Source organism: Bacillus subtilis subsp. subtilis str. 168, assembly GCF_000009045.1.
GTDB classification, from domain to species: domain Bacteria; phylum Bacillota; class Bacilli; order Bacillales; family Bacillaceae; genus Bacillus; species Bacillus subtilis.
The window spans coordinates 3546860-3566327 of record NC_000964.3 but is presented as its reverse complement, the minus strand read 5'-3'; the positions used below and the strand labels follow the sequence as shown (position 1 = coordinate 3566327).

At 43.8% G+C, this 19468-nt stretch carries 16 protein-coding genes; 14 read left to right on the top strand and 2 right to left on the bottom strand.

Annotation, left to right across the window (positions count from 1 at the left end):
• Positions 1 to 52 precede the first annotated feature (52 nt).
• Positions 53 to 832: a lantibiotic ABC transporter (ATP-binding protein) gene (gene psdA, locus BSU_34700; RefSeq protein NP_391350.1), complete on the top strand. Its 780-nt coding sequence runs from the start codon at positions 53 to 55 to the stop codon at positions 830 to 832.
• Complete coding sequence (gene psdB, locus BSU_34690; RefSeq protein ID NP_391349.1) at positions 807 to 2747, top strand: lantibiotic ABC transporter (permease); 1941 nt, start codon at positions 807 to 809, stop codon at positions 2745 to 2747. Before psdA ends, psdB begins: the two co-directional genes overlap by 26 nt.
• Positions 2748 to 2784: 37 nt before the next feature.
• On the opposite strand, the gene yvcT is transcribed toward psdB, so the two are convergent.
• Positions 2785 to 3762, bottom strand: coding sequence for a putative 2-ketogluconate reductase; hydroxypyruvate / glyoxylate reductase (gene yvcT / locus BSU_34680; RefSeq protein ID NP_391348.1), 978 nt, complete (start codon positions 3760 to 3762; stop codon positions 2785 to 2787).
• Between the two features lie 382 nt (positions 3763 to 4144).
• Here yvcT and yvdA point away from each other — a divergent pair, with 382 nt between their 5' ends.
• Together yvdA and yvdB are read left to right on the top strand one after the other, a co-directional pair.
• Positions 4145 to 4738, top strand: a complete 594-nt coding sequence (gene yvdA, locus BSU_34670) for a putative carbonic anhydrase (RefSeq protein NP_391347.1) — start codon at positions 4145 to 4147, stop codon at positions 4736 to 4738.
• An 18-nt stretch (positions 4739 to 4756) separates the two neighbouring features.
• Positions 4757 to 6349, top strand: coding sequence for a putative anion transporter (gene yvdB / locus BSU_34660; protein NP_391346.1), 1593 nt, complete (start codon positions 4757 to 4759; stop codon positions 6347 to 6349).
• Between the two features lie 26 nt (positions 6350 to 6375).
• On the opposite strand, the gene yvdC is transcribed toward yvdB, so the two are convergent.
• Positions 6376 to 6696 carry a putative pyrophosphohydrolase gene (gene yvdC / locus BSU_34650; protein NP_391345.1) on the bottom strand — a complete coding sequence of 107 codons (321 nt, stop codon included), beginning with the start codon at positions 6694 to 6696 and terminating at the stop codon, positions 6376 to 6378.
• Between the two features lie 116 nt (positions 6697 to 6812).
• On the opposite strand from yvdC, the gene yvdD reads away from it, so the two are divergent.
• The 10 genes from yvdD to mdxM all read left to right on the top strand — a co-directional run bounded on the left by yvdD (position 6813) and on the right by mdxM (position 19455).
• The gene (gene yvdD / locus BSU_34640; protein ID NP_391344.1) at positions 6813 to 7388 is read left to right on the top strand and encodes a putative enzyme; all 576 of its coding nucleotides are present in this window, start codon (positions 6813 to 6815) and stop codon (positions 7386 to 7388) included.
• A 205-nt stretch (positions 7389 to 7593) separates the two neighbouring features.
• Entirely contained in the window at positions 7594 to 8544 is a 951-nt protein-coding gene (gene mdxR, locus BSU_34630) for a transcriptional activator of the maltodextrin operon (LacI family) (protein ID NP_391343.1), read from the top strand.
• Positions 8545 to 8656: 112 nt separating this feature from the next.
• The gene (mdxD, locus tag BSU_34620; RefSeq protein NP_391342.1) at positions 8657 to 10426 is read left to right on the top strand and encodes a maltogenic alpha-amylase; all 1770 of its coding nucleotides are present in this window, start codon (positions 8657 to 8659) and stop codon (positions 10424 to 10426) included.
• A gap of 95 nt (positions 10427 to 10521) precedes the next feature.
• Positions 10522 to 11775: a maltose/maltodextrin-binding lipoprotein gene (gene mdxE / locus BSU_34610; RefSeq protein ID NP_391341.1), complete on the top strand. Its 1254-nt coding sequence runs from the start codon at positions 10522 to 10524 to the stop codon at positions 11773 to 11775.
• A 39-nt stretch (positions 11776 to 11814) separates the two neighbouring features.
• Positions 11815 to 13122 (top strand): maltodextrin ABC transport system (permease), encoded by a 1308-nt coding sequence (gene mdxF / locus BSU_34600; RefSeq protein ID NP_391340.1) that lies wholly within the window; start codon positions 11815 to 11817, stop codon positions 13120 to 13122.
• The gene (mdxG, locus tag BSU_34590) at positions 13123 to 13959 is read left to right on the top strand and encodes a maltodextrin ABC transporter (permease) (RefSeq protein NP_391339.1); all 837 of its coding nucleotides are present in this window, start codon (positions 13123 to 13125) and stop codon (positions 13957 to 13959) included.
• A 5-nt stretch (positions 13960 to 13964) separates the two neighbouring features.
• Positions 13965 to 14849: a putative component of maltodextrin transporter gene (gene mdxJ, locus BSU_34580; protein NP_391338.1), complete on the top strand. Its 885-nt coding sequence runs from the start codon at positions 13965 to 13967 to the stop codon at positions 14847 to 14849.
• Positions 14827 to 17100: a maltose phosphorylase gene (mdxK, locus tag BSU_34570; RefSeq protein ID NP_391337.1), complete on the top strand. Its 2274-nt coding sequence runs from the start codon at positions 14827 to 14829 to the stop codon at positions 17098 to 17100. Before mdxJ ends, mdxK begins: the two co-directional genes overlap by 23 nt.
• The gene (gene mdxL / locus BSU_34560; RefSeq protein ID NP_391336.1) at positions 17093 to 18778 is read left to right on the top strand and encodes an oligo-1,4-1,6-alpha-glucosidase (sucrase-maltase-isomaltase); all 1686 of its coding nucleotides are present in this window, start codon (positions 17093 to 17095) and stop codon (positions 18776 to 18778) included. The genes mdxK and mdxL overlap by 8 nt, the downstream gene beginning before the upstream one ends.
• Positions 18775 to 19455: a bifunctional beta-phosphoglucomutase / glucose-1-phosphate phosphodismutase gene (gene mdxM / locus BSU_34550; protein ID NP_391335.1), complete on the top strand. Its 681-nt coding sequence runs from the start codon at positions 18775 to 18777 to the stop codon at positions 19453 to 19455. The genes mdxL and mdxM overlap by 4 nt, the downstream gene beginning before the upstream one ends.
• Positions 19456 to 19468: the final 13 nt, after the last annotated feature.

Below are 19468 nucleotides of genomic sequence, written 5' to 3'. Positions count from 1 at the left end.
ATGGGAGGATGCTGACTTCCTTTTTATAATAAAGAAAAAGGAGGAGCAGAACATGAACGTGTTGCAAACAACGAACCTATCGAAAACATACTATTCAAATAAAGGAACAATATCATACCAAGCGCTCAGCGCCTTTGATCTCAGTGTGTCAAAAGGAGAATTTGTCGGGATTATGGGGCCGTCGGGAAGCGGAAAAACCACGCTTTTGAATTTGCTGGCTACCATTGATAAGCCGACCCAGGGCGAGATGATGATCAACGGCATTCAGCCGAAAACGTTAAAGGACCAAGAGCTGGCTTTGTTTCGCAGAAGAGAACTCGGCTTCGTCTTTCAGGATTTTAATCTGCTTGATACGCTGACGATTCGTGAAAATATTCTCTTGCCGCTCGCATTGGATAAGGTAAAGCTGAGAGAAATGGAAGCTCGATTGGATGAACTGGCGGATACGCTGCAAATAAAGCATATTCTCGATCACCGCACATATGAGGTGTCGGGCGGACAGCAGCAGCGGGCAGCTTGTGCCAGAGCGATTATTCACAATCCGGCGCTCATTCTTGCCGATGAACCGACAGGAAACCTCGACTCAAAATCGGCAAAGCAAGTGATGAACACACTGGCTCAGCTGAATGAGGAAAAGGAAGCGACGATTTTGTTGGTTACGCATGATGCCACAGCAGCAAGTTTCTGTAAACGGATTGTTTTTATTAAAGACGGACGTTTCTTTTCAGAGATTCACAGAGGAACAAACAGGCAGGTGTTTTATCAAAGTATATTGGATACCTTGAGTGTGTTGGGAGGCGATTTTCATGAATTTGAGAACTATCGCCCGTAAAAACATTCTTGGGAATCTGCAACGGTATGTGGCCTACTTTTTAAGCTGTGTGTTTGCCGTTTCGGTGTTTTTTGTCTTCACATCATTTATTTTTCATCCTGATGTCAATGAAGACAATATATATGGAGGAAGCCTTGTCAAAACATGCTTGAGCGCAGCTCTTGTCGTCATCATTGTGTTTTGTATATTTTTCATCACATATTCCAATTCAGCGTTTTTGCAGGCAAGAAAGAAAGAGTTTGGGCTGCTGACACTGTTTGGCACATCAAAGCAGCAGCTTCGCAAGATGATTTATTATGAGCAGTCACTTATTTCTCTTGCGGCGATTGCGGCCGGCATTGGAGCAGGCCTGTTATTTTCAAAACTGTTTTTTATGATCATGACATGGATGCTCAGCGTGAAGGTGCCGATTTCGTTTGCCATTGTGCCGAAAGCGTTTGTGATGACAATTGCCGGCTTTCTCATCCTGTTTCAGACGCTGCTCATTTTATCACTGGGACGGATTCGGAAGCTGGAAATCATTGAACTGATTAAATCAGCCAAAAAGCCGAAAAGTTTGCCAGTTTATTCGAAATGGCTCACTGTATTGTCTTTGCTATGTCTTGGCAGCGGTTATTATCTATCTGCAACAGCCAATGCAATTGACATGATGTTTCGGGTTTTTCCAATTTTGATTTTAGTGTTAATTGGCACGTATTTCTTTTTTACCCAAAGCAGTGTGGCATTTTTCCGCATGCTGTACCGAAAGAAACACAGCTTCTACAAAGGCACAAATATCATTGTGCGTTCCAACATGATATTCAGGCTGAAGGATCATGCACGCATGCTGTTTTTAACCTCTGTCATTACAGCGGTCATACTAACAGCTACAGGTGTCATCTATATGTTTTATTCCGATTTACAAAGGCAGGAGGAGCAAAGCATTCCTCAGTCTGTTTCCTGGGTGGAAAAGGATGCTTCCCGCTTTCAGGTCATGAAGCCTGAGACGGCTGAGAATACATTGAAAAAAGCTCATGCTGTTATCACGTATAAGGTGGATGCCACAGGGATTCCTGTCACTTTTCAGTCAGACTTGCCGTATGGAAATAAGAAGATGGAAGCTGAAGCTTTGCTGATTTCAGAAAAAGTCTATAATCAAGTCGCAAAGGAAAAAGGGTTCCCAGTTATTCATTTACAAGAAAATGAAGCATTTATTAATGTTTCTTTTCAAATGATGGTGAAAGACACATTTGGAGAAGGGGAAACAGCAGCATTTCATATGAAGTCAGGAAAAACCCTTTCCTATGTCATGAAAAAGCAGCAAAACAAAGGGATATTGATGTCTGTCGATGGAGTCAGCCGTTTATTGGTTGTCAGCGAAAAGAGCTTTGACAGTCTGTCACAGGATGTGCCGCTGAAGGAACAGATGAGAATGGTAGGTTATGAGCTTGAGCATTGGCAGGAGACGGTGGATGTCTCTGAAAAGCTTGAAAACATGGTGCCGAAAGAACATACATCTGATTTTCAAACACGTGCTCCTAGTTATCAAATTGTGAAGCAGGGAGTTGCATTAATGCTGTTTATTGGTCTGTTTGTCAGCGTGCTGTTTTTTATCGTGCAAGGAAGCATGCTGTATTTGCGGATGTTTACGGAAATAGAAGATACGGGAGTGCAGGTGTTAGCGTTAAAGAGGATAGGGGTTACGGACAAAGAGATTCACTCGATCCTTGGAAAGCAAATAGGATTTTTATTCTTCATCCCATTTATCGCAGGTACGATTCACGCGGGCTTTGCGTATGCAGCGTTAAGTAATATGCTGAATTCCAATTTATTTCTTGAGGCCGTAATTGTCATCTTCATTTATTTTGTATTCCAGGCTCTTTATTATATCGTCACCCGTCATATTTATAAGCGTGCTGTTCTTCAGCGTATGTAATATGAAATCCGGTCTGTTATCAGACCGGATTTTTGATTTATTGAAATTCTCTTGTAAGATTTTTCGGTGTTTGCCCTTGGATCGCTGCGAGCATATTTTCGGCGGCCTGTTTGCACATGTTGAAGCGCACTTTAGCTGTTGCTGAACCGATATGAGGAAGCAGCGTGACATTATCCAGCTGCAGGAGCGGATTATCTTGGGTGACAGGCTCTTTTTCGTATACATCTAAGCCGGCTCCCCTGATCCAGCCTTCCTGAAGAGCGCGAATCAGTGCTTTTTCATCAACTGTCTTTCCCCGGGAAATATTGACGAAAATTGCTGAATTCTTCATCAACTTAAATTCGCGTTCTCCTATCATGTGATAGGTTTCATCAGTCAGCGGCGTAATGAGAAGAATAAAATCAGATTGCTCCAGCAATGTATCAAGCTCTGCATACTTAACGCCGATGCTGTCTTCTGTTTCTTGTTTGCGATGTCGGTTATGATAAAGCACTTCCATATCAAAACCAAATTTGGCGCGTCTCGCTGCTTGTTCTCCAATTCTGCCCATGCCGATAATGCCTAACGTTTGATGATGAACATCAATTCCGAAAAGCGCTTCCTCTTCCACGGTTCCCCATTTTCCTGCTCTGACAAAACGGTCCAGTTCGGCAACACGTCTGGCGGAAGACAGAATCAGTGAAAAAGCCAGATCTGCAACTGTGTCATCCAGTGTATAAGGTGTATGAGTCCCGACGACTCCTCTTTCTTTCATTGCTTCTATATCGAAGTTATCGTAGCCTACTGATTGGTTGCTGACCACTTTGAGCTTAGGCGCGTGTTCCAGCAACTCACGATTGATTGACGGTCCGGACGTCCCTGATGTTAAAAGCCCCTCCGCTTCTTTTAATTTTTCAAATAGCACGTCACTCGGAAGCGTATCCTCCTGCCATACTTCATAACGGCAATGTTCACCGATGAATGCTTCAATCTCTTCAGGAATCGGTTTTGTGATAAATACAAATGGTTTCAACAAGGCTCCCCCTTTATGGCTGTTGTCTAATTCATTATATCGAAAATAAATAGATGTTAAAAATATAGCTGCGTTTTTTTAATTTCTGGTTCTTTTGAACTTAAAATGAAGATCGAACAGCTAAATCTGCTTAAAAAAGTTTTTTAATTATCAGAATTCACCCATATTTTTTGTCAGACAAATCATCGATATACGAACTGCAGCCGGATTATAGGATGCATTAAATATAAATTTTATTATCTTTGAAAGATATAAATGTTTATGTTTTGATTCTACAGTCCAATTATAGTGTCTTTTTTTGAAAACCTTTTCTTGGCTTATTCCTATGCTATAATTCCTTACTGTAAGCTGGGTAAGAAGGCTTGCAAAATCATATGGATGGGAGATGAATCAAATGGTTTCTTTAACATCAATTTTGGAACACAATCAGCGGTTTGTCAGTGAGAAGAAGTATGAACCGTACAAAACGACAAAGTTTCCTTCGAAAAAGCTCGTCATTGTCACCTGTATGGATACAAGGCTTACAGAACTTCTTCCGCAAGCAATGGGGCTTAAAAACGGTGATGCTAAAATTGTAAAAAACGCGGGAGCCATCGTTTCTCACCCATTTGGAAGCGTGATGCGAAGCATACTGGTCGCGATTTATGAATTGCAGGCTGAAGAGGTATGCATTGTCGGCCATCATGAATGCGGAATGTCAGGGCTGAATGCGTCCTCGATTCTTGAGAAAGCAAAGGAACGCGGGGTGGAGGATAGCTGCCTGAATTTGCTGACGAGTGCCGGACTCGATTTGAAAACGTGGCTGACTGGTTTTCACAGCGTGGAAGAAAGCGTTTCCCACAGTGTGAACATGATTAAGAACCATCCGCTGCTTCCGAAAAAAGTGCCGGTTCACGGGCTTGTCATTCACCCTGAAACAGGAAAACTTGATGTGGTCATTAACGGTTATGAAACTGAGCTTATAAACAATCACTCATAAGGGAGGTTATAACAAAATATGCGATTCTCAGGGAGATTCAAGGGATACAATTTGCAGAAATTTCAGAAAGACTTGATTGCAGGTATCGTAGTAGGTGTCGTGGCAATTCCTTTAGGAATGGCGTTTGCCATTGCCTCGGGAGTCGAGCCTGAATATGGGCTATACACTGTTGTTATAGCAGGGATTTGTATTTCTTTGTTTGGAGGATCAAAATATCAGATTGGCGGTCCGACGGGCGCCTTTGTCCCGATTTTATTCGGCATTATCATGCAGTACGGCTTGGAAAATCTGCTGATTGCGGGGTTTATGGCAGGAGTGATGCTGGTACTGTTTGGGCTGTTTAAGCTCGGAAAAATAATGAAATTCGTGCCCAAACCCGTTATCGTCGGTTTTACAGCCGGAATTGCCGTGCTGATCTTTACGGAACAAATCGCTAATTTTCTCGGATTGAGAAATGTTGAAAAACATGAGAACTTTCATCACAACATGTTTGAAATTGTGCAGCAGCTCGGCACCTTTAACGTGTATGCCATTTTGACAGCTGTGATCGGGCTCGTCATTTTGCTTGTATCCGCCAAGGTGATGCCTAAAGTGCCGGGCGCTTTGTTGGCGCTTCTTATTTCCACAGTGGTCGCGGTTGTCTTTTTCCCTGACCGCATGGCAACGATCGGGTCAACTTATGGAGAAATCCCCCGCCATTTGCCGGAATTTCAGTTTCCTGAGCTTACTTTGGATAAAATGGTTATGCTGTTTCCGGCTGCGCTTGTCATCGCGCTTCTTGGAGGACTTGAGTCGATTTTGTCCGCAATGGTCGCTGATAACATGAAGGGCTCAAAGCATGACAGCAACAAGGAGCTTGTCGGCCAGGGGATTGCGAATATGGCAGCGCCCCTGTTTGGCGGAATCCCGGCTACAGGAGCGATTGCGAGAACGGCGACCAATATAAAAAACGGAGCGGTTTCCCCAGTTTCCGGCGTCGTTCACGGCGTAGTCGTTCTCCTTGTCCTGCTTGTATTTGCGCCTTATGCGTCCCATGTGCCGCTCGCCAGTATGGCACCGATTCTCATGGTGGTCGCATGGAATATGAGTGAGCGCAAGGAAGTCGCAAACATGCTGAGACTGAAAAATGCTGATTCCTTTATTTTGGCGGCGACCTTCGCCCTTACGGTTCTGTTTGACTTAATCATCGGTGTGGCAACCGGATTGCTGCTTGCATTCGTGTTCTTTATCAGAAGAATGAGCGAAGCGACCCGCATCCACAATCAGGAAACGCATCCTGTTCTGGCGAAGAGAGAAGATCCATCTGTCAGCATGTATGCCATAGAAGGGCCGCTGTTTTTCGGATCAATTGATTCCCTTGAATCGTCATTGCTGGAGCATGTACAGAAAAAACCGAAAACCCTTATTCTGCTCATGAATAAGGTGCACTATATGGATACGTCAGCTGAAGCGGTGCTTGGGAACATTATGAATCGAATTAAACGCCACAATGGAAAGCTGATGATTGTAGGATTGCAATCGCAGCCGAAGGAGCTACTGCATAAAACAGGCCTTTTTCACAAAATAGGAAAGCAGCATTTCTTTGATCACCATGATGAAATCACAGGTTAAAAAAAGCGGCCATCGCGGCCGCTTTTTTATGCATGCTCAAATCGTTTTGTCAGTTTTTCTTGGTGGGCCTTCATGACGTCTTCTAAAGAGACACCATACATATCAGCAAGAATGGCGATATTTCCGATGACATCTCCCATTTCTTCAATCAATTCTTGTTTTTGCTCAGCGCGTGACGATTCTTTCTCATCCGGCCGGTCTCTGCCGATTTCATACGCCCTGACAGCCCGGGCCAGTTCTCCGGCTTCCTCCATTAAAAAGCCGACGCGAATAAAAGGTCCGTATTCTGTCCAGCCTCTTTTTTCGTAAAACTCTTTCATCCATTTTTCTGCATCAGCCAGCTGCAACCTCATCACTCCTGCATTCTTTATGTATTTCATATTGATATTATCACATGAAGATGGGACAATATATAGTGTGTTTTTGAATGTTTAACACGATATATAGATGCGGAGATGACAAGATGAAAACCATTTGTGTATTTGCGGGATCAAACCCTGGGGGAAATGAAGCGTATAAAAGAAAAGCGGCAGAGCTTGGCGTGTATATGGCTGAGCAGGGAATCGGCCTTGTCTATGGGGGCTCCCGCGTAGGCTTGATGGGCACGATTGCTGACGCGATTATGGAAAACGGCGGAACTGCAATCGGGGTCATGCCGAGCGGTTTGTTCAGCGGGGAGGTTGTCCATCAGAATCTGACTGAGCTGATTGAAGTAAACGGGATGCATGAACGAAAGGCTAAAATGAGCGAGCTGGCGGACGGCTTTATCTCGATGCCGGGCGGCTTCGGTACATATGAAGAATTATTTGAAGTGCTGTGCTGGGCACAGATCGGCATCCACCAAAAGCCAATTGGACTGTACAATGTAAACGGATATTTTGAACCAATGATGAAAATGGTGAAATACAGCATTCAAGAAGGGTTTTCTAACGAATCGCACCTAAAACTGATTCACAGCTCGTCACGGCCGGATGAGTTAATTGAGCAAATGCAAAATTATTCTTATCCGATTTTAGAAAAAAAGTGGACAGAAATTTAAAAAAGAGATTTTCTGATGGAAGTGGAGAGAATGAGTCTGCCACCTAGCGTATGAATCCATGAAAAATCGAGTGTTTTTAACAAAGTGAGGTTTCCTTAAGGGAAATCTCTTTTTTATTTCTCTTTGGCCTGCATCGTATATTTAGCAGTAATAGAGGACTTTATCACTAGTTTGGATAATAAGCACAGATAAGGAGGGGATGAAAATGGCAACATTGTCAGATGTGGCGAAAAAAGCAAATGTTTCGAAAATGACGGTATCACGAGTGATCAATCACCCTGAGACGGTGACGGATGAATTGAAAAAGCTTGTTCATTCTGCGATGAAAGAGCTGAATTACATCCCTAATTATGCGGCGAGAGCGCTCGTGCAAAACAGAACACAGGTTGTGAAACTATTGATACTTGAGGAAATGGATACGACAGAACCATATTACATGAACCTGCTGACAGGAATCAGCAGGGAGCTGGATCGCAATCACTATGCTCTCCAGCTTGTGACAAGAAATTCTCTTAATATTGGCCAATGTGACGGCATTATTGCCACCGGCTTGAGAAAGAACGATTTTGAAGGTGTAATAAAAGCTTTTGAGAAGCCGCTCGTCGTATTTGGACAAAATGAAATGGGCTATGACTTTATCGATGTGAATAACGAGAAAGGCACTTTTATGGCAACCCGCCATGTTATGGGGCTGGGGGAGCGGGAAGTTGTCTTTTTTGGCATTGATTTAGATGAGCCTTTCGAACGTGCAAGAGAACAGGGGTATATACGGGCGATGAATAAAAGCTTTAAAAAATCGAATATGTTTCGGATCGACAACAGTTCTAAGAAAAGTGAATGCCTTGCAAGAGAACTGCTGAAATCCATGGACAATCAGGCCGCATTTGTCTGCGCATCTGATCGAATCGCGCTCGGCGTCATTCGTGCGGCGCAATCCCTTGGAAAGCGAATTCCAGAAGACGTTGCGGTTACCGGGAATGACGGTGTGTTTCTTGATCGCATCTCCTCGCCGCGCTTGACTACGGTCAGACAGCCTGTTGTTGAAATGGGGGAAGCCTGTGCGAAAATGTTGCTGAAAAAAATGAATGAAGACGGCGCTGCACAAGGAAGTCTATTTTTTGAACCAGAGTTAATTGTACGAGAATCAACGCTGTAAGCGCCTTATTCTGTTATCGGTAACAGGGTGAAAAGGATTGTTCCCACAATTTCATCATGATACTTTCAAACTATGAGCCGGCTTCAATAAAACGGAAATCAAAGGGGGAAACATGATGGAATATGCAGCGATTCATCACCAGCCATTCAGCACAGATGCTTATTCTTATGATGGGCGGACTGTGCATATCAAGATTCGGACGAAAAAAGGTGATGCAGATCACATTCGATTCATTTGGGGTGATCCCTATGAGTACAACGACGGCAAATGGTCGGCAAACGAGCAGCCGATGAGGAAAATTGCTGCTACAGAAATGCATGACTATTGGTTTGCTGAAGTGGTGCCGCCATTTAGGCGTTTACAATATGCGTTTGTTGTAACAGACGATCATGAAGACATCTTTTTCGGAAGTTCGGGTGTATGCCCTTATAACGAAAAAACACTGGAAACGATTCATTATTACTTTAAATTTCCGTTTGTTCACGAGGCTGATACATTTCAAGCGCCTGAATGGGTCAAGTCAACGGTTTGGTATCAAATTTTTCCGGAGCGTTTTGCAAATGGAAGAGAAGACTTGTCACCGAAGAATGCATTGCCGTGGGGGAGCAAGGACCCGGACGTCAATGATTTTTTTGGAGGGGATTTACAAGGAATTGTTGACAAGCTTGATTATTTAGAGGATTTAGGGGTGAACGGCATTTATCTGACACCGATCTTTTCCGCGCCTTCTAATCATAAATACGACACGCTGGATTACTTTTCTATTGATCCGCATTTCGGGGATCCTGAGCTTTTTCGTACATTGGTCAGCCAGCTGCATCAGCGGGGGATGAGAATTATGCTTGATGCGGTTTTTAACCATATAGGAAGCGCGTCTCCGCAATGGCAGGATGTCGTCAAAAACGGAGATCAATCCCGCTATAAGGACTGGTTCCATATTCACTCTTTTCCCGTCACAGACGACAATTATGACAGATTTGCTTTTACAGCTGATATGCCGAAGCTAAACACGGCTAATCCCGAGGTGCAGAAATATTTGCTTGATATTGCTTTGTACTGGATTCGCGAATTTGACATTGACGGCTGGCGTTTGGATGTCGCAAATGAAGTGGATCACGTTTTTTGGAAGACATTTAGGCAGGCTGTATCTACTGAAAAGCCTGATGTTTATATTTTAGGTGAGATCTGGCATTCTGCCGAACCCTGGCTTAGAGGGGATGAATTTCATGCGGCGATGAATTACCCTTTTACAGAGCCTATGATTGAATACTTTGCTGACCAGACGATCTCAGCTTCACGTATGGCTCACCGTGTCAATGCACATTTGATGAATGGAATGAAGCAGGCCAATGAGGTGATGTTTAATTTACTGGATAGCCATGATACAAAGCGCCTTTTGACCAGATGCCGCAATGATGAGAAGAAAGCACGCGCGTTGCTGGCCTTTATGTTTGCCCAGACAGGCTCACCATGCATTTATTACGGAACGGAAATCGGGCTGAACGGCGAAAATGATCCATTATGCCGGAAATGTATGGTTTGGGAAAAAGAGAAGCAAAACCAAGACATGCTGCAATTTATGAAACGGTTAATTGCTTTACGCAAGCAGGAAAACACTTTATTGACTGAAGGACATCTTGAGTGGAATCTGCTGGACGACAAAAATGATTTCATTAGCTTTTCGCGGACTCTTGATGAAAAAATACTGATTTATTTCTTTAATCAAGGGAATGTGGTTCAACACGTCAGTTTACGAGAGTTGAATATTGATAGGAATAAGAAAATCTGTGATGCATGGACAGAGCAGCCGCTACAGCATCACGATGTCATTGCCGTTCAGCCGGGAGAATTTTTGATTTTGAGTGCTGCCGCCCCTGTATAACATTCTGTTATCGGTAACAAATCGAAAGTTGTTGTAACCGCTTTCTATAGGACAATACAATTGTTATAGTTTCGTAAATAGAAGGAGGAAAAGAGATGGTTCTTTTAAAAAAGGGGTTCGCCATATTGGCGGCATCATTCCTGGCAATCGGCCTTGCCGCCTGCTCAAGTTCAAAAAATCCAGCAAGCTCTGATGGCAAAAAGGTGCTGACTGTGTCTGTCGAAGAAACGTATAAAGAATACATTGAAAGCATAAAAACAAAGTTCGAAAAAGAAAATGATGTCACAGTAAAAATTGTTGAAAAGCAAATGTTCGAACAGTTAGAAGCGCTTCCTCTTGATGGCCCGGCGGGTAATGCGCCTGATGTTATGCTTGCTGCATATGACCGGATCGGCGGTTTGGGACAACAAGGACATTTACTTGATATTAAGCCATCTAACACAAAAAGCTTTGGTGATAAAGAAATGCAGCAGGTGACAGTTGACGGCAAAGTGTACGGAATGCCGCTAGTCATTGAGACACTTATTTTGTATTACAACAAAGATCTTTTAAAAACAGCGCCAAAAACATTTAAAGACCTTGAAAAGTTAACGGAAGATCCTCGATTCGCGTTTGCTTCGGAAAAAGGAAAATCAACCGGATTTTTAGCAAAATGGACTGACTTTTATATGTCGTACGGCTTATTGGCTGGATACGGCGGATATGTGTTTGGAAAAAACGGCACAGATTCCGGGGACATCGGCCTGAACAATAAAGGGGCTGTAGAAGCGGTGAAATATGCGGAGAAATGGTTTGAGACATATTGGCCGAAAGGAATGCAAGACAATTCAAGCGCAGACGACTTTATTCAGCAGATGTTTTTAGAAGGCAAAGCGGCTGCGATCATTGGCGGTCCTTGGTCAGCTGCCAACTATAAAGAGGCTAAATTGAACTACGGAGCGGCTCCCATTCCGACATTGCCAAATGGAGAAGAATACGCCCCTTTTGCTGGCGGGAAGGGCTGGGTTGCCTCGAAATATACAAAAGAGCCCGAGCTGGCTGAAAAATGGCTTGAGTATGCTGCAAATGATGCCAATGCTTACGCTTTTTATGAGGATACAAACGAAGTTCCGGCCAACACGGCTGCAAGGAAGAAAGCCGATGAGCAAAAGAATGAACTGACGTCAGCTGTGATTAAACAATATGAAACAGCAACGCCGACTCCAAATATTCCGGAAATGGCTGAAGTATGGACAGGAGCGGAAAGTTTAATTTTTGATGCAGCTTCAGGAAAAAAATCGACACAAACATCAGCGAATGATGCTGTAAACGTCATAAAGGAAAATATTAAAGAAAAGTATGTGAAATAAAACGGCGGGATAGCGTCCGGAAGAATAGAGGGCGGAAAAATGAATAAACATCACACACTTACAAAGCAAAAACGAAAGGCAGGGCTTTTATCGATCATTCCAGGACTTGGGCAGATTGCGAATCAGCAGTTGTCAAAGGGGCTCTTATTTCTTGCCATCACAGGCTTGTTTGCTTTTGAATTATGCGTTTTCGGTATACAGGCGCTAACCGGATTGATGACATTGGGAAGTGTTCCCGGTGAAGATCACTCGCTGTTTATGCTGATTGAAGGCACGCTGCAATTGATCGTGACAATGATTTTCCTCATGTTCTATATCTTTAATATTCATGATTCACGTAAGACCGCCGCTATGAAAGCGGCGGGTTTGGAAGTCAATACAACAGCCAAGGATATGATCTGTCATGCGGGCGATAAAGGTTTTCCGTATCTATTTACACTGCCGGCATATATCATGATGGTGTTTGTGATTATTTTTCCGGTTTTGGTGACTCTGTTTGTTGCATTAACAAACTATGATTTTTATCATATTCCGCCTAATCGTCTGATTGACTGGGTCGGGTTTAAAAATTTCTTAAATATTTTTTTCCTTGGCTCCTATCGTGAAACATTTGTGAATGTACTGGGCTGGACGGTTATCTGGACAATCTGTGCAACAACGCTGCAAATCATTTTAGGTATTGTGACGGCACTTTTCGTCAATCAGGATTTTATAAAAGGCAAGCGGATATTTCGAATGATTTTCTTATTTCCATGGGCTGTTCCGGCGTTTATTACAATCATGAGTTTTTCCAACATGTTTAACGACAGCATAGGAGCGGTGAATGCACAGGTGATACCATTATTCAATCACCTGCCGTTTGTCGAGCTGCCTGCGATCGCGTGGAAGACCGATCCTTTCTGGACAAAGACAGCCCTCATTATGATTCAAACGTGGCTCGGCTTTCCATATATATATGTCATGGTAACGGGAGTGCTTCAGGCGATTCCAGGTGAATTGTATGAAGCGGCAAAGATTGACGGGGCCACTTTTATTCAGCGTTTTCGGCATATTACATTCCCGATGATTTTATTTGCCACAGCACCCGTGATGATTACTCAGTATACGTTTAATTTCAATAATTTCTCGATCATCTATTTATTTAATGAGGGAGGGCCAGGCAGTGCGGGAGCCGGGGCCGGATCGACCGATATCTTAATTTCGTGGATTTATAAACTGACAACAGGCACATCACCCCAATATTCCGTTGCGGCGGCTGTGACACTGTTAATTTCTTTCATTGTCATTGGAATTTCACTGATTGCTTTCAAAAAATCGAATGCTTTTGGCAATGAGGAGGTTATGTAGGTGAACGCGAGCACTGCCAGAATGCTTAATAAAATCTGTACGTATTTATTTTTGACGCTTTTAAGTATTGTCATTATATATCCGTTGCTGATTACGGCATCATCAGCCTTCCGTGTGGGGAATTCGGCGGCTTTTCAGCTCGATTTTTCGGGTTCTTGGACATTGGATCATTTTAAGCGGCTATTTGACGAAACGCTTTATCTCAATTGGTACAGCAATACACTTGTCATCGCGCTATCGGTCATGGTTTTGCAGGTTACGATTGTGACACTTGCCGGGTACTCGTACAGCCGCTATCGGTTTGCAGGCAGAAAAAAGAGCCTGATATTCTTTTTAATCATTCAAATGGTGCCGACAATGGCGGCGCTGACTGCTTTTTATGTCTTGGCGATGCTAATAGGCGCACTCGATCAATACTGGTTTTTAACAGCGATCTATATCGGCGGCGGAATTCCGATGAACACGTGGCTGATGAAAGGTTATTTTGATACTGTGCCGAGAGAAATTGATGAAGCCGCGCGAATTGACGGAGCGGGACATCTGAGGATTTTCGCTTCAATTGTTCTACCGCTTGTTAAGCCAATGCTCGCGGTACAAGCGCTTTGGGCGTTTATGGCACCGTTTGGCGACTATTTGCTGACGAAATTTCTGCTTCGCTCACCGGAAAGGCTGACCATCGCTGTAGGATTACAATCCTTTATTTCTAATCCGCAGCAGCAAAAAGTAGCTCTATTTGCAGCCGGTGCCATACTAGCCGCACTGCCGATATGCGTTCTATTCTTTTTTCTCCAAAAGAACTTTGTGTCCGGTTTGACAGCCGGCGGAACAAAGGGGTAATGCCAATGAAGAATCTGGAGAATAAAAGCTTTATCATCCGCTGCCTGAAGGCGGCTGCATCCCCATCAGGTGTTTGCCGCTATGGGAATACCTTCAGCTGGCTGCAGCTCTCTTTTCTCTTTCTGTTTTTAACGGCCTGCTTAATGGCGCCGTTAGCGGTTTCGTTTGTGAAAATGGATCGCTTCAGCGTTTCATCTTTCATGCCGTCAGCGATTCAAGGAGTTAATGATCAATTTGCTGATCAATTGCAGGGTTTTCAAATCAGGAACGGAAAACTAACAGGCGGGAAGAGCTCTGAGAGGATTGAAGATGGGCAGAATGTGATGGCAGTCGATATGAAGCATGAATATGAGACAAGCGGTGAAAATGGGCGATTGAAAGTAACTGGATTTGAAAACGCCATCATATTTCAACCTGATCAACTGGTGATCACCGATCAAAACGAAACGGGGTTTTCTGTTGGCTATGCGAAAATGGACGTTAAGCTCGAGAAACCAAACGTCCATGATGTAGAGGTCTTGATCGATACATTGTGGTTGGCACAGTATAAGCCGATGATCATGATGCTGGCATATACGGTGGTTTCTATGATCCAGCTTTTGTTAACGTTTGTTCTTGCAGGTGGCCTCTGGATCACAAAAATATCAAACATGGTCTCTATTGCATCATTCAAGGAAGCGGCCTCTATAGCGATTTGCGCATCAGCACTGCCGGCATTTGCGGCAGCTGCTATCGGCATGGTTCATTTTGATTTGATTACTGTATTGATGATCCATTCGTGTGGCGTTACTTTGATGATCTCTTTTGCATTTAGATATTTGACCAAAACCCGCCGTGATAATGGAAACTTACATTCGGGAGGAAATGATGATAAATCAGCGGTTATTTGAGATTGATGAATGGAAAATCAAAACAAATACATTTAATAAGGAGCATACACGGCTGCTGGAAAGCCTGACGTCTCTTGCCAATGGCTATATGGGGGTCAGAGGGAATTTTGAAGAAGGCTATTCAGGCGACAGTCACCAAGGCACATATATTGCAGGCGTGTGGTTCCCCGACAAAACGCGAGTAGGCTGGTGGAAAAACGGGTATCCAGAATATTTCGGAAAAGTGATCAATGCGATGAACTTTATGGGCATAGGCCTATATGTTGACGGTGAAAAAATCGATCTCCATCAAAACCCAATCGAATTATTTGAGGTAGAACTCAATATGAAAGAGGGGATTCTGCGGCGAAGCGCTGTTGTCCGCATTCAAGATAAAACCGTCAGAATCAGGTCAGAGCGGTTTCTTAGCCTTGCTGTAAAAGAACTCTGTGCGATTCATTATGAAGCGGAGTGCTTGACGGGAGATGCTGTCATTACGCTTGTTCCTTACCTGGATGGAAATGTGGCAAATGAAGATTCTAACTACCAAGAACAGTTTTGGCAGGAGGAAGCGAAAGGTGCTGATTCTCACAGCGGCCATTTAGCGGCAAAAACGATCGAAAATCCATTTGGAACACCGCGCTTCACGGTATTAGCCGCAATGGCAAACGAGACGGAGGGTTTTGTCCATGAAAGCTTTAAAACGACTGAAATGTATGTCGAGAATCGCTACAGTTATCAAACGAAGGCATCATTGAAAAAGTTTGTGATTGTCACGACTTCCCGTGATTTTCGGGAGGAAGAGCTTTTATCGAAAGCCAAGGAGCTTTTGGCGGATGTGGTAGAGAACGGCTATGAAGATGCAAAACGGAGGCACACTGATCGATGGAAGGAAAGATGGGCAAAAGCGGACATTGAGATTAAAGGAGATGAGGAGCTTCAACAAGGAATCCGCTACAATATCTTTCAGTTATTCTCGACATATTACGGGGGCGATGCCCGTTTGAATATCGGGCCGAAAGGATTTACTGGCGAGAAATATGGAGGTGCCGCATATTGGGATACTGAGGCGTACGCCGTTCCGATGTATTTGGCGACAGCCGAGCCGGAGGTGACGAAAAACCTGCTTTTGTATCGCTATCATCAGTTGGAGGCTGCCAAACGAAACGCTGCAAAATTGGGGATGAAGGGGGCACTTTATCCGATGGTGACGTTCACAGGTGATGAATGCCACAACGAATGGGAAATCACCTTTGAAGAAATTCACCGCAATGGCGCGATCTGTTATGCGATCTACAATTATATCAATTATACAGGCGACCGTAACTATATGGAAGAATACGGGATAGACGTACTTGTGGCAGTCAGCAGATTTTGGGCCGACCGTGTTCACTTCTCGAAACGAAAAAATAAGTATATGATCCATGGCGTCACAGGGCCGAATGAATACGAAAACAACGTTAACAACAATTGGTATACGAATGTCATTGCGGCTTGGACGTTGGAGTATACTCTACAAAGTCTCGAAAGTATCTCAGCGGAGAAACGCCGCCATCTGGATGTGCAGGAAGTAGAATTGGAAGTCTGGAGAGAAATCATCCAGCACATGTACTATCCATTTAGTGAAGAACTGCAAATTTTCGTTCAGCATGACACGTTCTTGGACAAAGACCTGCAAACAGTTGACGAATTAGATCCAGCGGAACGGCCTCTTTACCAGAATTGGTCATGGGACAAGATTCTCCGCTCCAATTTTATTAAGCAGGCAGATGTTCTCCAAGGCATTTATCTTTTTAATGACCGTTTTACAATGGAAGAAAAACGGCGAAATTTTGAATTTTATGAGCCGATGACTGTTCATGAATCAAGCCTATCGCCCTCTGTCCATGCGATTCTCGCAGCCGAACTCAAGCTGGAAAAGAAAGCGCTCGAATTATATAAGCGCACAGCAAGGCTTGATCTTGATAATTACAATCATGATACGGAAGAAGGCTTGCATATTACTTCAATGACGGGTAGCTGGCTGGCAATCGTTCATGGCTTTGCAGGCATGCGCACCGCGAATGAGACGCTGTCATTTGCTCCGTTTTTGCCGAAAGAATGGGACGAATATTCATTCAACATCAATTATCGAAATCGATTAATCAATGTGACGGTTGACGAAAAGCGCGTTATTTTTGAGCTTGTAAAAGGCGAGCCGCTGCACATGAACGTTTATGAGGAACCGGTTGTCCTACAGGGACGATGTGAAAGGAGAACGCCTAATGAGTGAATGGTGGAAAGAAGCTGTCGTTTATCAAATTTACCCGCGCAGTTTTTATGATGCCAATGGAGATGGATTCGGAGATTTGCAAGGTGTGATTCAAAAGCTGGATTACATCAAAAACCTCGGGGCGGATGTCATCTGGCTCTCCCCGGTATTTGATTCCCCGCAGGATGACAACGGATATGATATCAGCGATTACAAAAACATGTACGAAAAGTTTGGGACAAATGAAGATATGTTTCAGCTGATTGATGAAGTCCATAAACGCGGAATGAAAATCGTCATGGATTTGGTCGTGAACCACACATCAGATGAGCATGCTTGGTTTGCTGAAAGCCGCAAGTCGAAGGACAATCCTTACCGGGATTATTATCTTTGGAAAGATCCTAAACCGGACGGCTCAGAGCCGAATAATTGGGGATCGATCTTTTCAGGCTCAGCGTGGACATACGATGAAGGAACAGGGCAGTATTATTTGCACTACTTTTCGAAAAAACAGCCTGATTTAAATTGGGAAAACGAAGCCGTTCGCCGGGAAGTTTATGATGTAATGAGATTCTGGATGGATAGAGGCGTTGACGGCTGGCGGATGGATGTGATTGGCTCTATTTCTAAATACACCGATTTTCCGGACTACGAAACGGATCACAGCCGCAGCTATATTGTCGGCCGTTATCACTCTAACGGCCCACGTCTTCATGAGTTTATTCAAGAGATGAACAGGGAAGTGCTTTCTCATTACGACTGCATGACAGTCGGAGAGGCAAACGGCTCTGATATTGAAGAGGCGAAAAAGTACACAGATGCAAGCAGGCAAGAGCTGAATATGATCTTTACATTTGAACATATGGATATTGATAAAGAACAAAACTCGCCAAATGGGAAATGGCAGATCAAGCCGTTTGATTTGATTGCTTTAAAAAAGACGATGACAAGGTGGCAGACCGGGTTAATGAATGTCGGCTGGAATACCCTTTATTTTGAGAACCATGACCAGCCGAGGGTTATTTCCCGCTGGGGCAATGACAGGAAACTGCGTAAGGAATGTGCGAAGGCATTTGCAACGGTTCTGCACGGCATGAAAGGAACGCCGTTTATTTACCAGGGAGAAGAAATCGGCATGGTCAACAGCGATATGCCGCTGGAGATGTATGATGATCTTGAAATAAAGAATGCATATCGTGAACTAGTCGTCGAAAACAAAACGATGTCAGAAAAAGAGTTTGTCAAAGCCGTGATGATAAAAGGAAGGGATCATGCGAGAACACCGATGCAGTGGGATGCCGGAAAACATGCGGGATTCACAGCCGGAGACCCGTGGATACCGGTAAATTCCCGCTATCAAGATATCAATGTGAAAGAGTCTTTGGAAGATCAAGATTCGATTTTCTTTTACTATCAGAAGCTCATTCAATTACGAAAGCAATATAAGATTATGATATATGGCGATTATCAGCTGTTGCAGGAGAATGATCCGCAGGTCTTTTCTTACCTTCGAGAATATCGAGGGGAAAAGCTTCTTGTCGTTGTGAATTTATCGGAAGAAAAGGCTCTGTTCGAAGCGCCTCCAGAACTGATTCATGAGCGTTGGAAAGTGCTAATTTCAAACTATCCGCAGGAGCGGGCTGACTTAAAGAGTATTAGCCTCAAACCTTATGAAGCTGTGATGGGCATTAGTATATGAAAGCGGTCATTTTTGATTTAGACGGAGTGATAACAGATACTGCTGAATATCATTTTCTCGCTTGGAAGCACATCGCAGAACAAATCGATATCCCTTTTGACAGAGACATGAATGAAAGGCTAAAAGGAATCAGCAGAGAAGAGTCACTTGAAAGCATATTGATCTTTGGCGGGGCGGAAACAAAGTATACAAATGCGGAGAAACAAGAGCTTATGCATCGGAAAAATCGCGATTATCAAATGCTGATCAGCAAATTGACGCCGGAAGATCTTTTACCGGGGATTGGCAGGCTTCTATGTCAATTGAAAAACGAAAATATAAAAATCGGGTTAGCATCTTCAAGTCGCAATGCTCCTAAGATTTTAAGACGCTTGGCAATTATCGATGATTTTCATGCCATTGTTGATCCGACGACTCTTGCGAAGGGGAAGCCTGATCCTGACATCTTTTTAACAGCTGCAGCGATGCTCGATGTTTCCCCTGCTGATTGCGCGGCAATAGAAGACGCAGAAGCAGGCATTTCTGCAATCAAATCTGCGGGGATGTTTGCGGTTGGTGTCGGTCAAGGACAGCCGATGCTTGGTGCTGATCTGGTTGTGAGGCAGACGAGTGATTTGACGCTTGAGCTGTTACATGAGGAATGGGAGCAGTATAGAATAAGGGAGTCAATTCCTTGAAATGAAAAAAACC

Coding starts and splice junctions, on each gene's coding strand:
- psdA (NP_391350.1), top strand. CDS start 53: ATGAACGTGTTGCAAACAACGAACCTATCGAAAACATACTATTCAAAT.
- psdB (NP_391349.1), top strand. CDS start 807: ATGAATTTGAGAACTATCGCCCGTAAAAACATTCTTGGGAATCTGCAA.
- yvdA (NP_391347.1), top strand. CDS start 4,145: ATGAATCAAATGGTTTCTTTAACATCAATTTTGGAACACAATCAGCGG.
- yvdB (NP_391346.1), top strand. CDS start 4,757: ATGCGATTCTCAGGGAGATTCAAGGGATACAATTTGCAGAAATTTCAG.
- yvdD (NP_391344.1), top strand. CDS start 6,813: ATGAAAACCATTTGTGTATTTGCGGGATCAAACCCTGGGGGAAATGAA.
- mdxR (NP_391343.1), top strand. CDS start 7,594: ATGGCAACATTGTCAGATGTGGCGAAAAAAGCAAATGTTTCGAAAATG.
- mdxD (NP_391342.1), top strand. CDS start 8,657: ATGATGGAATATGCAGCGATTCATCACCAGCCATTCAGCACAGATGCT.
- mdxE (NP_391341.1), top strand. CDS start 10,522: ATGGTTCTTTTAAAAAAGGGGTTCGCCATATTGGCGGCATCATTCCTG.
- mdxF (NP_391340.1), top strand. CDS start 11,815: ATGAATAAACATCACACACTTACAAAGCAAAAACGAAAGGCAGGGCTT.
- mdxJ (NP_391338.1), top strand. CDS start 13,965: ATGAAGAATCTGGAGAATAAAAGCTTTATCATCCGCTGCCTGAAGGCG.
- mdxK (NP_391337.1), top strand. CDS start 14,827: ATGATAAATCAGCGGTTATTTGAGATTGATGAATGGAAAATCAAAACA.
- mdxL (NP_391336.1), top strand. CDS start 17,093: ATGAGTGAATGGTGGAAAGAAGCTGTCGTTTATCAAATTTACCCGCGC.
- mdxM (NP_391335.1), top strand. CDS start 18,775: ATGAAAGCGGTCATTTTTGATTTAGACGGAGTGATAACAGATACTGCT.